General features: G+C 67.1%; 18 protein-coding genes. 9 read left to right on the top strand and 9 right to left on the bottom strand.

Annotated features, from left to right (window positions below; translation table 11 throughout):
- Nucleotides 1-175 precede the first annotated feature (175 nt).
- Complete coding sequence (gene parC, locus CAP40_RS13355) at nt 176-2,416, top strand: DNA topoisomerase IV subunit A (protein ID WP_086129981.1); 2,241 nt, start codon at nt 176-178, stop codon at nt 2,414-2,416.
- A 159-nt stretch (nt 2,417-2,575) separates the two neighbouring features.
- Nucleotides 2,576-4,192 carry a bifunctional diguanylate cyclase/phosphodiesterase gene (locus CAP40_RS13350; RefSeq protein ID WP_086130108.1) on the top strand — a complete coding sequence of 539 codons (1,617 nt, stop codon included), beginning with the start codon at nt 2,576-2,578 and terminating at the stop codon, nt 4,190-4,192.
- On the opposite strand, the gene CAP40_RS13345 is transcribed toward CAP40_RS13350, so the two are convergent.
- From CAP40_RS13345 to CAP40_RS13330, 4 genes are all read right to left on the bottom strand, one after another.
- Nucleotides 4,132-5,352, bottom strand: a complete 1,221-nt coding sequence (locus CAP40_RS13345; RefSeq protein ID WP_086129980.1) for a CCA tRNA nucleotidyltransferase — start codon at nt 5,350-5,352, stop codon at nt 4,132-4,134. The two genes, CAP40_RS13350 and CAP40_RS13345, sit on opposite strands and share 61 nt — an antisense overlap.
- Nucleotides 5,340-5,930 (bottom strand): CoA pyrophosphatase, encoded by a 591-nt coding sequence (locus CAP40_RS13340; protein ID WP_086129979.1) that lies wholly within the window; start codon nt 5,928-5,930, stop codon nt 5,340-5,342. Before CAP40_RS13340 ends, CAP40_RS13345 begins: the two co-directional genes overlap by 13 nt.
- A complete protein-coding gene (locus CAP40_RS13335; RefSeq protein WP_086129978.1) occupies nt 5,927-6,493 on the bottom strand; it encodes a DUF1285 domain-containing protein in 567 nt (188 codons plus the stop codon). The genes CAP40_RS13340 and CAP40_RS13335 overlap by 4 nt, the downstream gene beginning before the upstream one ends.
- A gap of 194 nt (nt 6,494-6,687) precedes the next feature.
- On the bottom strand, nt 6,688-7,218 hold the full coding sequence (locus CAP40_RS13330; RefSeq protein WP_086129977.1) for a GNAT family N-acetyltransferase: 531 nt from the start codon (nt 7,216-7,218) through the stop codon (nt 6,688-6,690).
- Nucleotides 7,219-7,402: 184 nt separating this feature from the next.
- On the opposite strand from CAP40_RS13330, the gene CAP40_RS13325 reads away from it, so the two are divergent.
- Nucleotides 7,403-7,774 (top strand): dihydroneopterin aldolase, encoded by a 372-nt coding sequence (locus tag CAP40_RS13325; protein WP_086129976.1) that lies wholly within the window; start codon nt 7,403-7,405, stop codon nt 7,772-7,774.
- Between the two features lie 35 nt (nt 7,775-7,809).
- Here the strand turns inward: CAP40_RS13325 and CAP40_RS13320 are convergent, their stop codons facing one another.
- The gene (locus CAP40_RS13320) at nt 7,810-8,511 is read right to left on the bottom strand and encodes a hypothetical protein (protein ID WP_256924181.1); all 702 of its coding nucleotides are present in this window, start codon (nt 8,509-8,511) and stop codon (nt 7,810-7,812) included.
- 366 nt (nt 8,512-8,877) lie between these two features.
- On the opposite strand from CAP40_RS13320, the gene CAP40_RS13315 reads away from it, so the two are divergent.
- The 5 genes from CAP40_RS13315 (at nt 8,878) to CAP40_RS13295 (ending at nt 11,985) form a co-directional block, all read left to right on the top strand.
- A complete protein-coding gene (locus CAP40_RS13315; RefSeq protein ID WP_086129975.1) occupies nt 8,878-9,555 on the top strand; it encodes an energy transducer TonB in 678 nt (225 codons plus the stop codon).
- 86 nt (nt 9,556-9,641) lie between these two features.
- Nucleotides 9,642-10,403 (top strand): MotA/TolQ/ExbB proton channel family protein, encoded by a 762-nt coding sequence (locus CAP40_RS13310; RefSeq protein ID WP_086129974.1) that lies wholly within the window; start codon nt 9,642-9,644, stop codon nt 10,401-10,403.
- A 97-nt stretch (nt 10,404-10,500) separates the two neighbouring features.
- Entirely contained in the window at nt 10,501-10,980 is a 480-nt protein-coding gene (locus tag CAP40_RS13305; protein WP_086129973.1) for a biopolymer transporter ExbD, read from the top strand.
- A gap of 31 nt (nt 10,981-11,011) precedes the next feature.
- On the top strand, nt 11,012-11,434 hold the full coding sequence (locus CAP40_RS13300) for a biopolymer transporter ExbD (protein WP_086129972.1): 423 nt from the start codon (nt 11,012-11,014) through the stop codon (nt 11,432-11,434).
- Nucleotides 11,435-11,619: 185 nt separating this feature from the next.
- Nucleotides 11,620-11,985, top strand: a complete 366-nt coding sequence (locus CAP40_RS13295; RefSeq protein WP_086129971.1) for a tetratricopeptide repeat protein — start codon at nt 11,620-11,622, stop codon at nt 11,983-11,985.
- Between the two features lie 94 nt (nt 11,986-12,079).
- On the opposite strand, the gene dcd is transcribed toward CAP40_RS13295, so the two are convergent.
- The 4 genes from dcd to CAP40_RS13275 are packed head-to-tail and all read right to left on the bottom strand — an operon-like array spanning nt 12,080 to nt 14,305.
- Nucleotides 12,080-12,631 carry a dCTP deaminase gene (dcd, locus tag CAP40_RS13290; RefSeq protein ID WP_086129970.1) on the bottom strand — a complete coding sequence of 184 codons (552 nt, stop codon included), beginning with the start codon at nt 12,629-12,631 and terminating at the stop codon, nt 12,080-12,082.
- A 57-nt stretch (nt 12,632-12,688) separates the two neighbouring features.
- Nucleotides 12,689-13,129, bottom strand: coding sequence for a cytidine deaminase (locus CAP40_RS13285; RefSeq protein WP_086129969.1), 441 nt, complete (start codon nt 13,127-13,129; stop codon nt 12,689-12,691).
- On the bottom strand, nt 13,126-13,818 hold the full coding sequence (locus CAP40_RS13280) for a GH25 family lysozyme (protein WP_256924180.1): 693 nt from the start codon (nt 13,816-13,818) through the stop codon (nt 13,126-13,128). Before CAP40_RS13280 ends, CAP40_RS13285 begins: the two co-directional genes overlap by 4 nt.
- Before the next feature lie 4 nt (nt 13,819-13,822).
- Nucleotides 13,823-14,305, bottom strand: coding sequence for a UPF0262 family protein (locus CAP40_RS13275; protein ID WP_086129968.1), 483 nt, complete (start codon nt 14,303-14,305; stop codon nt 13,823-13,825).
- A gap of 81 nt (nt 14,306-14,386) precedes the next feature.
- On the opposite strand from CAP40_RS13275, the gene CAP40_RS13270 reads away from it, so the two are divergent.
- A complete protein-coding gene (locus CAP40_RS13270) occupies nt 14,387-15,880 on the top strand; it encodes a replicative DNA helicase (protein WP_086129967.1) in 1,494 nt (497 codons plus the stop codon).
- Nucleotides 15,881-15,942: the final 62 nt, after the last annotated feature.

The raw sequence follows: 15,942 nt of genomic DNA, 5'->3' as shown, positions 1-15,942 counted from the left end.
CTGCGCAAAGCCAGCCGGTGATCGCGCCGAGTCTGGCGGGGCTGGCGGAACTGGCGATGTTCTGCTTTAGTTCCGGAATGGCCCCCCGCTCCGCAACGCGTCCCGATCTTTCGACGCTCCATCGCCAGCGCCCGGCTTGGCGCTTTGCTTCCGCTGCTGCTATCCGGGGGTGGCAATGAGCCTCGATACCGAACTCCAAGACCCCGGCGCGCCTTCCGACGTTCCTTTCGACAGCGCGCTTTCCGAGCGCTACCTCGTCTACGCGCTCTCGACGATCACCGCGCGCTCGTTGCCCGATGTCCGGGACGGGTTGAAGCCGGTGCACCGCCGCCTGCTCTGGGCGATGCGGCTGCTGCGGCTGGATCCGGCGAGCGGCTACAAGAAATGCGCCCGCGTCGTCGGCGACGTGATCGGCAAATACCACCCGCATGGCGACCAGTCGGTCTATGACGCGATGGTCCGCCTCGCCCAGACCTTCGCCCTCAGATATCCGCTGGTCGACGGCCAGGGCAATTTCGGCAATATCGACGGCGATAACGCCGCCGCCTATCGCTATACCGAGGCGCGGCTCACCCAGGTCGCCATCGACCTGATGGACGGGCTCGACGAGAATGCCGTCGATTTCCGACCCACCTATAACGGTGAAGACGAGGAGCCCGAGCTCTTCCCGGGCCTGTTCCCCAATCTGCTCGCCAATGGCGCCGCCGGCATCGCGGTGGGCATGGCGACGAGCATCCCGCCGCACAATGCCGCCGAACTGATGCACGCCGCAGTGGCGCTTATCGACAATCCCCAGGCGAACGTGCTCGACTATGTGCAGGGCCCGGACCTGCCGACCGGCGGCATCATCGTCGACAGCCCGGCGGCGATCGCCGAGGCCTATGCCACCGGCCGCGGCGGCTTCCGGGTCCGCGCCAAGATCGAGAAGGTGACCGAGAAGGGCGGGGGCTGGCACCTCGTCGTCTCCGAGATCCCGTACGGCGTCCAGAAGGGCAAGCTGATCGAGGGGATCGCCGAGCTCATCAACGAGAAGAAGCTGCCGATCCTGGCGGACGTGCGCGACGAGAGCGCGGAGGATATCCGCATCGTGCTCGAGCCGCGCAGCCGCACCGTGGTGGCCGAGGACCTGATCAACAGCCTCTATCGCCTCTCCGACCTGGAGACGCGCGTGCCGCTCAACCTGAACGTGCTCGACAAGCACCGCACGCCGCGGGTGATGAGCCTGGGCGAGGCGCTGCTCGCCTGGATCGAGCATCAGTTCGTGGTGCTGCGCCGCAAGTCCGAGCATCGCGTGGCGAAGATCGCCGACCGGCTGGAGCTGGTCGGCGGCTATATCATCGCCTTCCTCAATCTCGACCGGGTGATCGAGATCATCCGGACCGAGGACGAGCCCAAGCCGGTGATGATCGCCGAATTCCAGCTCACCGATCGCCAGGCCGAGGCGATCCTCAACATGCGGCTGCGCTCGCTGCGCAAGCTCGAGGAGATGGAACTCAAGCGCGAGCGGGAGGCGCTGGAGAAGGAGAAGGCCGAGCTGGAGCTGCTGCTCTCGTCCGATGCGCGCCAGCGGACCCGGATGAAGCGCGACCTGGCGAAGATGATCGAGCGCTACGGGGCGGACACGCCGCTCGGCAAGCGCCGCACCCTGGTGGAGGAAGCGGCGCCGGCGCGCGAGATTCCGCTGGAGGCGATGATCGAGCGCGAGCCGATCACCGTGATCCTTTCGGCGCGCGGCTGGATCCGCGCGATGAAGGGGCATGTCGAGGACCTGTCGGGCGAGGCGCTGAAGTTCAAGGAAGGCGACGCCGCCTATCTCGCCTTCCACGCCCAGACGACCGACAAGCTGCTCCTCGCCGCCGACAATGGCCGTTTCTACACGCTGGCGGCGGACAAGCTGCCCGGCGGACGCGGCTTTGGCGAGCCGGTGCGGCTGATGATCGACCTGGAGGGCGAGCGGAACATCGTTGCCCTGCTGCCAGCGAGTTCGGCGGCCAGGCTGCTGGTCGCCGCGGACGACGGGCGCGGCTTCGTGGTGAAGGCCGAGGACGTGGTCGCCGAGACTCGCAAGGGCAAGCAGGTGGTGACGCCGCGGGCGGGCGCGCATCTCAAGCTGGTCCGGCCGGTCGGCCCCGAGGACGATGCGGTGGCCGCGGTGGGCGACAATCGCAAGCTGCTCGTCTTCCCGCTCGCGGAAGTCGCCGAGCTGGCGCGCGGGCAGGGCGTGCAGCTGCAGCGCTACCGTGACGGCGGCTTGAGCGACGTGCGGACGTTCCGGATGGCCGAGGGGTTGAGCTGGGCGATGGGCGGCGAGAGCGGCCGGACGCGCACCGAAACCGACCTCTCGCCCTGGCGGGCGGCGCGGGGCGCGGCGGGACGGATGGCACCCAACGGTTTTCCGCGCGACAATCGTTTCTGATCTCGTTCTAATCGCTGTTGTTTCAGGCGGTTTTAACCAATCGGAGCTAGGGCGGAGGCGATGGTTTTCGCCAGGACGAAGAAAAGCCGTGTCGCGGCTCCGCTGCCCTTGCCGCAGCCGGCGGATTCGTTCGCCTTCGGCCCGGGCGCCTCGGCGATGATGCTCGACATGCTGCCGGTGCCGGCCGCGATCATCGAGTTGCAGGAACATGGCTTCGTCTTCGATGCAGTGAACCGGCCCTTCCGGCTCGCCGGGCTCGGCACCGTCGCCGGCGAATCGCCGCTCATCCGCCTGCTCGGCCCGCGCCTCCGCCGCTTCGTCGAATCGAGCGACATCCAGTGCGAGATCAGCTGGCAGTTCGGCGACGAAGTCGACGCCCGCCACTTCCGGGTGATGCTCGCCAAGCGCGCCGACCGCCGGGCCTTTCCGCGGTGCATGGTCACGCTGGTCGACCATACTTCGGAACTGCGCACCGAATACAGCCTGCGCCGGGAGATGGCGACCGACAGCCTAACCGGCCTGCCCAATCGCGCCGGCTTCTCGGATGCGCTGGAGCATGCGATCACGTCGGAGAATGCGCGGGACTTCGCGGTGCTGGTGGTCAATCTCGACCGGTTCAGCCGCGTCAATGCCTGTATGGGCGGCCTGGCGGGCGACGAGTTGCTGATCACGGTGGCGCGCCGGTTGAAGGGCGCGCTGCGCAGCCGCGACACGCTCGCCCGGATGGGCGGCGACGAGTTCGGCGTGCTGCTCACGCTCGACGAGGGGCCGGGCGACGCGCTGCACGTGGCCAAGCGCATCCAGGCGGCGCTCGCCAACCCGTTCCGGCTCTCGGACTTCGAGATCCGGGTCGACTGCTCGATCGGCATCGCGCTGGGCGCGGACAATGACGGCGATCCCGAGGACCTGGTGCGCAACGCCCAGTTCGCGGTGAAGCGGGCGAAGAAGAGTGGTCGTACCGAGATGTACCAGACCCACACTTTCGACATCGCCCGCGAGCAGTTCGGCATCGAGACCGAATTGCGCCGGGCGATCGAGAACGGGCAGATGACGCTCTGCTACCAGCCGATCTGCGACCTCGCGACCGGCAGGATCACCTCGTTCGAGGCACTGGCGCGCTGGACCACCGAGGATGGCGTGCGCCTGTCGCCCAACGATTTCATTCCGGTCGCCGAGGAATCGGGCCTGATCATTCCGCTGGGCCGCTGGGCCATGGAGGAAGCGGCGCAGACCATCGCGGCCTGGGACCGTGCCTCGGGCGGCGATTGCGACATCAAGGTGGCGGTCAACCTGTCCGCGATCCAGCTGCAGCGCGATCACATCCCGGCCATGGTCAGGGGCGCGCTCGAGCGGCACGGGGTGGACGGCAAACGCCTGACTCTCGAACTCACCGAGAGCGCGATCGTCACCGATCCCGACCGCATCGCCCAGACGATGAACGCCCTAAAGGACATGGGCGCCACGCTGGCGATGGACGATTTCGGCACGGGCTATTCCAATCTCGCCTATCTCCAGAAGCTGCCGATCGACCTGCTCAAGATCGACCGCAGCTTCGTCTCCGGCATGCTGGCCGACCGCGACAAGATCGCGATCGTCCGCGCCATCCTCAGCCTCGCCCAGGCATTGGGCATGCAGACCACCGCCGAGGGCATCGAGACCAACGAGCTCGCTCAGACCCTGGCGGCGCTGGGCTGCACCTATGGCCAGGGCTTCCTCTATTCGCGCGCGCTCGAGCGTGACGAGGCCTGGGCGCTGCTCGGCGAACCCAGGGCCTGAGCCACCGCTTCGTCGGCAAGGGCCGATACGCGGTCCGCTTCCGGGAAACCCTCGGCGATCCAGGCCTGCTCGACCTGCTTCATCAGCCGCGCCACTTCGGGCCCAGCCTTGATCCCGCGCGCGACGATGGCGCCGCCGCCGAGCGGAAAGCGCGGCGGCTGCCAGTCGCGGACGGCAAGCGCGTCCGCCAGCGGGCGGTCCGAGAGAAGCAGCTGGTCGAGCGCGGTCTCGGCACCGGCGCGATAGGCGAGGGCGTGCGGTGTGCCTTGGGGCGCCACCGCGGCGGCGGCGAGGCGCTTGCGCTGGGCATTGGAGAGCTTGAGCCGTGCCGCGACCTGCTCCGCCAGCACGGGATCGGCCGGGATCAGCGCGGCGAGCCGGCGGATCGCATCGGGCGCGATATCGGCTGCGATTTCGCGTGCGGCGAGATGAGCGAAGCGCGCCGCCGACACGATCTCGGGCAGCACGGGCGCGAAAATGCCGCGTGCGATCATCAACTCGACCACCCGCACGGCGTCGCGCGCGACCAGCAGCTTCAGCAACTCGTCGGCGATTCGCTCGCGGCTGAGCGCCATCAGGTCCCTGGAACGGGCCGTGCAGGCCTCCAGCCCAGCCGGGTCCGCCACGTCGCCGAACCGGGCGAGGAAGCGGAAGAAACGGAGGATGCGCAGATGATCCTCCGCGATGCGCTGAAGCGGATCGCCGATGAAGCGGACATGGCGCGCCTCGAGATCGGCCAGGCCGCCGAAATAGTCGAAGATCGCGCCGGTCGCCGGGTCGGCATAGAGCGCATTGATCGTGAAGTCGCGGCGGGCGGCATCCTCGCGCCAGTCGTCGGTGAAGGCGACGGTGGCGCGGCGTCCGTCGGTCGATACGTCGCGGCGCAACGTGGTGACTTCGACCGGGCCGCTCTCCAGCACCGCGGTGATCGTGCCGTGCCCGATGCCGGTGGGAACGGCGCGGATGCCGGCGCCCTTGAGCAGTTCGATCACGCGCTCGGGCGCGAGCGGCGTGGCGACGTCGAGATCCGAGACGGGGATGCCCAGCAGGGTGTCGCGCACCGATCCGCCGACGAACCGCACTTCGCCGAGCGTCTCGACCAGCTGCGCGAGCCCGGCGCGATGGCGCCATTCGGCATCGGGAAGGATCATACCGCCCATTGCAGCCGCCTCGACAGATTGACCAGCATCGCGGCCGTTGCCCCCCAGATCCGGCGATCCTGCCAGAGTATCTCGTAATAATGCCGCTCGCGGCCCTGATATTCGGCCACCTGTTCGCGCTGGTTGGCGGCATCGAGCAGGAAATCGAGCGGCACCTCGAACACGCTGGCGACCTCGGCCTCGGAAGGCGTGAGCCGCAGGTCGGGCGGGACCACGCCGATCACCGGCGTGACGACATAGTTGGTGACGGTGCGGTAGCTGTCGGTGACGCCGACCACGTCGACGATATCGGGCGGCAGCGCGATCTCCTCCTGTGCCTCGCGCAGCGCCGCGCCGACCGGGCCGTCGTCGCCCGGATCGATGCGGCCGCCCGGAAAGGCGACCTGGCCGGCGTGGCGGCGCAGCGTCTCGGTGCGCTGGGTGAGGATCACGCCGGGGACGCGGCGGTCGGTGACCGCGATCAGCACCGCGGCGGGATTGCCCCGCACCGCGGGATCGAAGTCGAAATGGTCGCCCGGCAACAGCAGCGGCGAGTGATCGGCCGCAAGCGCGGCCCGCAGGCGATCGGCCAGGCTCATGCGCCGGGCTCCAGCGCGAAGAAGCTGCCATTGCTCCATATGCCCGGCGGCGCGCTGCCATTGGCGAGCGCGATCTCGGCCAGTTCGTAATAGACGCTGCGCGCGACCAGCGCCTCGAGCCCGCCGCGGACGTGGAGATAGGGGCGAGGGCCGTCCTCGCGCTCCTCGAAGCGCAGGCCGCGACCGGGGCCGGCGGCGACGAGGTCGCCGGTGTTCAGCCGGAAGGCGAGCTTCATGCCCGCACCTTCGCCCTCGCGCTTCATCTCGACCGCGACGAAGGGCGCGTCCTCTACGTCGATATCGAGCTTCTCGACCGGCGTGACGAGGACGAAGCGCCCATCGGCCTCGCGGCGCAGGATCGTCGAGAACAGCCGCACCATCGGCATGCGGCCGATCGGCGAACCCTGGTGGAACCAGGTGCCGTCGCGGGTGATGCGCATGTCGCTGTGCCCGCAATGCGCCGGGTTCCAGCTGTCGACCGGCGGCAGCCGGTTCTCCTGGGCCAGGCGCGCGATCTCGGCGAGCGAGAGGCTGGCAAAGTCGGGGGGAGGCGGGGAAGGCATCGATTCGCTTCAGCCGGCAGCGCGGGCGGGGCCGCGGAAGTTTACGAGAACCACGCTATGGGCTCCCCGTTTTCGGCATGCCCGACGATCGGGGGAGCGAAGGGCGCGAAGGCGGCGTGGCGAGCGATCTGCCATGCCGGGGACCCAAGCAGACAAAGTCCTGTTTTGGAAGCCCCGGAAGCGACGCTCAACGCCTAGGCAGCACGTCGAAGGCGGCCCCCGACCATGCCCGGGCCCGCCGGTACGCCGGCACCGCGCGCGAGCAGGCGGCGGGCCTCGAACGGGCCGGGCAGGCGCCAGCCGCCGGTCCTTTCCGTAGTGAAATCGAAGAAGCGGCCATAATATTCGGGGTCGCCGATCAGCATCAGCGCGTCGGCGCCGGGAAGCGGCGAGCCCTTCGCGGCTTCGAGCATCCGCTCCATCAGCATGCGGCCGACACCGCCCTGCTGGCGATCGGGCTGGACCGCGACGGGTCCGACCATCACCATCGGCACGCTGCCGCCGCCATCGCATTCGAGTTCGACCGGCCAGCACTGGATCGCGCCGATCAGGCTGCCATCGTCCGCCACCGCGGCGAAGCTGAGTTCCGGAATCTCGGAAGTGCCGAGGCGGACCTGGTACGCAGTGCGCGCGCGTCGGCCCGGACCAAAAGCGCGGTCGAGCAGAGTCTCGACGGCCTGAGGATCCACGGTCTCGAGCGGCAGCAATACGATCACTTCATACATTCCTTTCGTAACGCCCCGGGATCGAACTCGGGGCCGCGCGAAATAGCGCCGATCGGCGCTTTCGCAATACTGAATATATCGGCACCACTTGTTGCGCCGCACGCACGCGCGGAGGGGCGGGGTTTCGTGGGCGCGCGCATCTGCTATTGGGCGCGGCCTGTCCTCCCTGAAAGGCCCAGGCCACTTGTCCGATTCCCTCCAGCTCCAGGTGCACGACCTGGAAGTCGAAGTCCTCACCGGCGTCTATTCGGAAGAGACGCACCTGCCGCAGCCGCTGCGCATCTCGGTAACGGTGGACATCGCCATGCCCGAGCGCTTCGAACCCGACACGCCGCTCAAGGCCTCGAAGAACTATATGGACGTGAAGCACGCGGCGACCGACGCTCTGCCCAAGGACGTGCACTTCACGCTGGTGGAAGCCGTGGCCGAGCATATCTGCGACACGCTGTTCGTCGGCGATGCGCGGGTGCGGCGGGTCGAGGTGCGCATCGTCAAGCTCGCCATTGCCGAGCAGGGCGAATCGATCGGCATCACGCTGGTGCGCGCGCGCCGCTAACGGTCATCCGGGTTCCCGCCCGGATGACTATCCAATCAGACGCAAGGCCCCAGCGAGCGCAGGACGAACTGATAGTCCTCGCGCGCCTTCGCGGCGTTCTGGGCATCGTCCGACTCGACGCTTTCGGCCGGCAGGCTGCGCGGCAGGCCACAGGCGAGGCGGTACCAGAGGAAGGTATTCGCGCTCGGCGCGCCCGCCGATTCGTCGACAATGTCCCCCAATGAAACACTCCAGCGCGTCGCTTCGCCCGGACGGCGGAGTATCTGGAGCGATACGGGCGCGCCGCTCGCGGTCTGCAGGAAGACCTGGGTCTCGCCCTCGCCGGGCAGGGAGCCGGGAACATGGAAGGCATTGCCGACGCCGGTGATCGCGGGCGGCGCGTCGGCCGCGAGCGCGTCCTTGGTGATCGCGCGAATCTGGGCATCCAGCTCGGGCAACCAGTTCATCTGGCTCTGCAATCCGGTGAGCTGCACCATGCCGGCCCGGCCGGGGACGGGGCGGGCGAACAGCAGCACGCGCAGCTTGGCCAGCTTGGGCGGCTTGCCCCTGGCATTGAGCGGGACATCGGCCGTGTAGGTGATGCGCGTGGCCATGGCCTGGTTGCCCCGAATCAGGGCGGAAACATCGGCTTCGACCAGGAAACGGGCCGTATCGGCGGCCAGACCGGGCGATTCTTCGGGCTTCAGCCGGTCCGCCTTGCGGATGCGCGCGTCGATGATCAGCGGGGCCGTGGTCACGTGCCGCGCCAAGGTGGCATAGCTGGGTAAAACGGCGGCGGTTTGTGCCTGCGTTTGCTGGGGTTTAGCGGCTGCACCTAAGGGTGCACCTAGCGCAATCGCGCAAGAAAACATGGCGGGAAAGGTGCGGTTCATATCGTTCGCGTTACCGGATTGTGCCACGGCTATACAGAAATAATTCCGCCGTTGGGCGACCGTACGCCCTGATTGTCCGACAAAGGGTTTGCGTCCACCCGGTGCGCGCGATAGAGACTCGCCCGCTGCCGATCATGACGCATATAGCGCACGGCGGGCAGGCTTGTGCACGGGTCGCAGAATCCCGCCGCACGGGGTTGCATGTCAGGATTAGAGGAGTGACGTTGCCGGATGTCTTACGCTGACCGTAATACAAGTGGCAGTCGCGTCATCGCGATCATACTGGTCGCGATCATCGTGGCTGGCATGGGGTACGCCTTCGTCACGGGCCTTGCATATCAATATATCAAGAAGCAGGCGGAGAAGCTGAACACGTTCGACGTGGAAGAGCCGCCGCCCCCGCCCGAGGAAGTGCCGCCGCCGCCGCCGCCGCCGGATACCCCGGTGCCGCCGCCGCCCACCCAGATCGTCGTGCCGCCGGCCGCGGTTCCGGTGCCTACCCAGGCGCCGCCGATCCCGACCACGTCGATCATCCCGCCGCCGCCGCCGATCACGCCGCCGGCTCCGCCCGCGCCGCCGGCTCCGGCTCCGGCGCCGCCGCCTCCGCCGCGGATCGCCAAGAAGCTCACGCCGCGTGGTTCGCCGCAGGGCTGGGTGACGGACGACGACTATCCTGCCGCGGCGCTGCGCGCCGAGCAGGCCGGCACCGTCCGTTTCCGCCTCGACGTGGACGCGACGGGCAAGGTGACCAACTGCACCGTGACGGGTTCGAGCGGCGTGTCCGTTCTCGACAGCACGGCTTGCTCGCTGCTCAAGCGCCGCGCCCGGTTCAATCCGGCCGAGGACGAGAGCGGGAACAAGATCCCTGCACCCTATAACGGCAGCTTCACCTGGAAGATCCCGAGCTAGCCCGTGTGTTTCACCGGCGCGCTCCCCGCGGGGCGCGCCGGGCGATTGGATAAAAAGCGCTATTTAGTTAGAGGAAAGAACCGACAATGCTCACGACCATTCTCGCCGCCGCGGCGCCCAAGGAAAATCCGTACGGCCTGATTCCGGCGCTCCGTGAGGGCGGCCTGATCTCGCAGACGGTGTTCGGCATCCTGGTGCTGATGCTGTTCTTCTCGCTCTACATCCTGTTCACCAAGCTGTTCGAGCAGCAGAAGATCCTCAACCAGGCCAAGCGCGTCCGCGCCGGCTTCTGGAACGCGAACAGCCTGCGCGAAGGCGCGGCGAAGCTCGAGAAGAACTCGGCCTATCGCCAGCTGGTCGACGACGGCCTGGCCGCCCAGGAGCAGCACTCGAAGCTGACCGATCCGGTCGAGGCGCATGACTGGCTGCACGGCTCGCTCGCCCGCTCGGAGGACCTGATCAACTCGCAGCTGAAGAGCGGCCTGTCGTTCCTCGCCACCGTGGGTTCGACCGCGCCGTTCATCGGTCTGTTCGGTACCGTTATCGGCATCATCCGCGCGCTCGTGAAGATCGGTGCTGCCGGCCAGGCGTCGATCGACGCGGTCGCCGGTCCGGTCGGTGAAGCGCTGATCATGACCGCCGTCGGTCTCGCCGTCGCCGTTCCGGCCGTGCTCGCCTTCAACTGGCTGCAGGCGCGCAACAAGAAGATCTCGGAGAGCCTGAACGCGTTCTCGAACGATCTGCTCGGCTATCTCGCTTCGGACGGCCGCGTGCGTCCGGCCGCTGCCAAGGCTGCTCCCGCCAAGGCCGCTCCGGCCGCGACGACCAGCACCGCGCCGCGCGCCTAAGCGATCTGGAATATGCGGGGCCGCGCATTCCCCCGGGATGCGCGGCCCGGCTCCGGCTTCGGCCGGAGCTTGGATTAGAAGGATAGGATAGCGCGCAATGGCGATGAGCGTAGGCGGGGGCGGTGAAGACGCTCCCATGTCGGACATCAATACCACGCCGCTCGTCGACGTGATGCTGGTGCTCCTCATCATCTTCCTGATCACGGTTCCGGTCGTGATCCAGACGGTGAAGCTGGAGCTCCCCAAGGTTCAGTTCGAGCCGACGACCACCAAGCCCGAGAACGTGTCGCTCTCGGTCACGGCCAATGGCGGCAAGTGCGAAGTGTTCTGGGGCATGACCCCGGTGACGAGCAGGGAACTGGTCGACAAGGCGGTGGAGAAGCTGAAGAAGGAAATCGACAAGCAGGGCGGCATCAACGCTGCCGGCCTCGAGCTTCCCGAAGTGCACATCCGCGGCGACGTGAACACGCCCTACCGCTGCATCGGCGGCACGATCTTCGCCATGCAGATGGCGGGCTTCGTCAAGGTCGGCTTCATTTCCGAACCGCCCGCCGGCTCGGCCACGGTCCGTCTCTGACGGCCTGCTCAAAGGAGTTTAGACTATGGGTATGAGCGTGGGCGGCGGCGGTGACGACGGCCCGATGATGGAAATCAACACGACGCCGCTGATCGACGTCATGTTGGTGCTCCTGATCATGATCATCATGACGATCCCGATTCAGACGCATGCGGTGAAAGTCGACCTTCCGCAGTCGAACAGCAAGCCGCAGAACATCGTCGAGCCGGAGAAGAACAAGGTCTATATCGATGCGCAGGGCCAGGTTTACTGGAACAGCGCGCCGATCGACGACGTGACGCTGCGCCAGTATCTGGATCAGACGCTGCAGATGTCGCCGGAGCCGGAGCTGCACTTCCAGCCCGACCCGCAGACGCGTTACGAAGTTGTCGACCGGGTTCTCGCGATCATCAAGCGTGCGAACGTGAACAAGCTCGGCTTCGTCGGCAACGAGCAGTATCGCAACGATTTCTGATCCGCCGCCCCAGCGGGGCCGGATTTGAGACAAGGGAAGGCGGTCCTTCGGGGCCGCCTTTCTTTTTTGCGCCGAAGCCAGGGCGCAGGCGACAAGTGGCTTGTATGCGTGACGCGGAAGTGTAACACTACTGTCTTCAAAGAGTCACAAAATTGTCTTTGTGACGTAACAGAAGGAGTAGGAGTATGCGCATCGCGCTCATTGTCCTTGCCGCCGCCCCGTTCGCGCTCGCTGCGCTTCCGGCGCAGGCCCAGCGTGGCAACGGGGATCCTGTCGCCAGTGCCGCGATCTTCGACGGCAATTTCTCGAAGGCCGAGCAGCAGCTCAACAGCCGGCTCCGCCTCGATCCCGATCAGCCCGAACTGCTGCTCAATCTGGCCGCGGTCTATGCGCAGACCGGACGCACGTCCGAAGCGCGGGCGCTCTATCTGCGCGTGCTCGAACAGCGCGACTTCGAGATGGACCTCTCGGCGGACCGCGTGTCGACTTCGCATGCGATCGCCAACAAGGGGCTTCAATATATCCGCACGCTCCAGCTGAGCGCGCGCTGAGCCCATTTCCTGCCGCCTGGCTGCGTGATGCGCGGCCGGCGGCGAACAAGCGGCGCCGCCCCATCGCGGCGCCGACTTCATTTTCGGGAAAGTCCTAGAGCCGCGGCAGCGTGACGCCGCGCTGGCCCATATATTTGCCCGCGCGATCGGCGTAGCTGGTCTCGCAGGGCTGATCGCCCTTGAGGAACAGGAACTGGCACGCGCCCTCGTTCGCATAGATCTTGGCGGGGAGCGGCGTGGTGTTCGAGAATTCGAGCGTGACGTGCCCCTCCCATTCGGGCTCGAGCGGCGTCACATTCACGATGATCCCGCAGCGCGCATAGGTCGACTTGCCGAGGCAGATGACCAAGGTATCGCGCGGGATGCGGAAATATTCGACGGTGCGGGCCAGCGCGAAGCTGTTGGGCGGGATGATGCAGACGTCGGTCTTGCGATCGACGAAGCTGTTCGCCGCGAAATCCTTGGGATCGACCACCGCCGAATCGACATTGGTGAAGATCTTGAACTCGTCGGCGACGCGCGCGTCATAGCCATAGGAGCTGAGGCCGTAGCTGATGCAGCCCTCGCGGCGCTGTGCCTCGACAAAGGGCTCGATCATCCCGGTGGAGAGGGCCTGTTCGCGAATCCAGCGGTCTGAAAGGATCATGGCGCCGGTTTTGCCGGAAGCGAGCGGCAGGGCAAGTCCCCGCGGCGCCGGGCCGGCTCAGGCCAGCCCCAGGTCACGCGGCCCGAATGCGGCTGGGAGCAGCTGGGAGAGCGTGTACGCGGCGATCTCGTCGCCCGCGGCGCCTCCGCAGAACACCGGCAGGTCGCGGCCGCCGAGCTGTGCGGCTTCGTTGATGATCTGGCGGCAGCGGCCACAGGGGCTCACCGGCGCGGTGTCCGCATGGCCGATCCGGCCGCCGATCACGCCGATCGCGACGACGTCCGCCAGGCGCCCCTCGCTGCTCGTCCTGGCCAGCGCCACCGTCTCGGCGCAAAGCGACAGGCCATAGCTCGCATTCTCGAAATTGGCGCCGGTCACCATGGTCCCGTCCGAGAGCAGCACGGCGGCGCCGACCGCGAAATTGGAATAGGGGGCATAGGCGTGCTTCGAAGCCTTTCGCGCGGCCTCGATCAGCGCCTTGGGGTTCACTTCGCTCATTTCGCCATCACGTCCCAATTGACCGGTGCGCCGATGCCATCGATGCGGCGGTGGCGCGATGCCTGCCATATCGACCATGGCCGCACGAAATACGAGGGGGGGAAGAAGGCCTGGCGGGCCCAGAGCAGGCGCGGAAAGGCATCGCCCAGGCGATATTGGCTCTCGAAGCGGCTCGAGACCATCAGGATCGCGGGCTTGCCGATATGGGTCTCGACATTGTGGAGGAAGCGCCCCAGCTCGCCGAGCACCACCTGGCGCTCGGGCCGGGCCGGGCAATCGGGCTGGAAATCGATTTCCACCGCGGGCGGCAACTGATCGTCCGAGCGCGGCACCGTCGTCATGAAATTGCCCGCCTGGTCGGCGGCGAGCCGGCACAGGGAATAGACGTGAAGCGCCCCGCGGCGGATACCCGCCTCGAACGTCCAGCGCCAGTTCTCCGGGAAGCGCAGATCGCGGGCATCGGCGCCGGTGGTGGCACGGATATAGGCGAAGTCGATACCGGCCTTCTTGGCGGTCCACCATTCGATCGGCCCGGCTTCTTCGGACACGTCGACCCCCTGCACCGGGAAATCGCCGGGCGAGGGGCGCCAACGCGAGGCGAACAGCCATGCGCTCCAGCCGAGCAGGCCCAGAAGGATCAGCCCCGGCACGACGAAGCGCAGCCGGCGCGCGAGAACGCGGAGGTGCAATTGCCTAGCCCTTGATGTGGAGCACGCAGATCAGCGTGAACAGGCGGCGGGCAGTGTCGAAATCCACTTCGATCTTGCCTTCCAGCCGTTCCTTGAGCAGCGACGCCGCGTCGTTGTGGATGCCGCGCCGCGCCATGTCGACGGTCTCGATCTGCGCGGGCGTGGCGTTGCGAATCGCGGCATAATAGCTGTCGCAGATGGCGAAGTAATCGCGGATCGGGCGACGGAATGCGGCGAGTCCGAGAATCAGCGCCTCCTGCAGGGAGCCGTCCTTGCGCTTGATCTCCAGCGCCAGGCGCCCCTCCTGCACGGCGAGGTGGAGCTTGTAGGGGCCGGCATAGCCGTCCGCCTGCGGGCGCTGCGGAGCGAAGCTGTTCTCCTCGAGCAGGTCGAAGATCGCGATCCGGCGCTCCTGCTCGATGTCCGCCGAGCGCCAAAGGATAGTGCGTTCGTCGAGCGTCACGTCTATGATGCGCGGATCGGCCATGACCGGCTCCTATCCGGTCATGCCCGTTATCCACAAGCACGCAACGTTGATGCCGCCGGACGAGCGCGTCACAGGAGAGTCATGGCGCAGCCTATCCCCCTTCCGATTCCCGATTCTCCCGAGGGCCTGAGCCTGCCCGCGAACGTGGAGGCGGAGGCGGCGCTGCTCGGCGCGATGATGATCGACAACCGAGTCGCGGAGGACGTCCTTCAGAAGCTGCGGCCCGAGCATTTCTTCGAGCCGCTGCACGGCCGCATCTACGATGCGATCGCGACGCTGGTGGGCGACAACCGGCTGGCGACGCCGGTGACGCTCAAGCCGCTGTTCACGGCCGACGCGGCGATGAAGGAGCTGGGCGGCCCCGCCTATCTGGCGCAGCTGACCGGCAATCCGGCCAGCCTGATCGGCGCGCGTGCGTTCGCGGACCAGGTCTACGATCTTGCCATGCTGCGCGCGCTGGTGGGCGTGGGCCGTGCGCTTGTCGACAATGCGCTCGACACCAGCCAGGAAATCAATCCCGCCAAGCAGATCGAGCAGGCGGAACTCAAGCTCTACGAAGTGGCGGAGAAGGGCGGCGAGGATACCGGCGCCAAGAGCTTCACCCGCGCCGCGACGGTGGCGGTGCGCCATACCGAGCGGGCGATGAATTCGGGCGGCAGCGTTTCGGGCATCACTTCGGGCCTGACCGACTTCAACGCTATGACCGGCGGCCTCAACCGATCGGATCTGCTGATCCTCGCCGGGCGCCCGGGCATGGGCAAGACCTCGCTCGCCACCAACATGGCGTTCAACGCGGCCAAGCGCTATCTCGACGACATGGAGGCCGGCATCCCCGAGGAGAAGTCGATCGGTGCGCCGGTCGCCTTTTTCAGCCTCGAAATGTCGGCCGATCAGCTGGCGCTGCGTATCCTATCCGAACAGTCGGAAGTCAGTTCGGAGAAGCTGCGCACGGGCAATATCTCGGGCCCCGAGTTCATGAAGTTCGCGCGGGCGGCCGGCGATCTGGAGCGGCTGCCGCTCTATATCGACGACACGCCCGGCCTCACCATCGCCGCGCTGCGGACCCGGGCGCGGCGCCTGAAGCGCCAGCACAAGATCGGCTTCGTAGTGGTCGACTATCTCCAGCTGCTCACCGGCTCGGCCAAGGCATCGGGCGACGGGCGCGTGCAGGAAATCTCGGAGATCAGCCGCGGCCTGAAGACGCTGGCCAAGGAGCTGCACGTGCCGGTGCTCGCGCTCTCCCAGCTCAGCCGCGCGGTGGAGAGCCGCGAGGACAAGCGGCCCCAGCTTTCGGACCTGCGCGAATCGGGCTCGATCGAGCAGGACGCCGATATCGTGCTGTTCGTCTATCGCGACGAATATTATCACGACTTCAAGGCGCCCAAGGCGCCGGACGGCAATTCCACGCCCGACGAGATCGCCAAATACCAGGCCTGGCACGACCATCAGCTCCAGGTGGCGAACAAGGCGAGCGTGATCATCGCCAAGCAGCGTCACGGCGCCACCGGCACGGTCGACCTGCGCTTCGATCGCCAGTTCACCAAGTTCAGCGACCTGGCACCCGGCGGCTATTGACGCTTTCGTTCGCGCGACGAAACAAAATCGGGCAAGATGCGTCTTAGCAACGCGCAGCCGAC

Origin of the sequence: Sphingomonas sp. IBVSS2, from assembly GCF_002127225.1 — a bacterium.
Classification (GTDB): Bacteria; Pseudomonadota; Alphaproteobacteria; order Sphingomonadales; family Sphingomonadaceae; genus Sphingomonas.
Note: the sequence above shows the minus strand (reverse complement) of the source record. Positions and strands in the feature narration are given on the sequence as shown.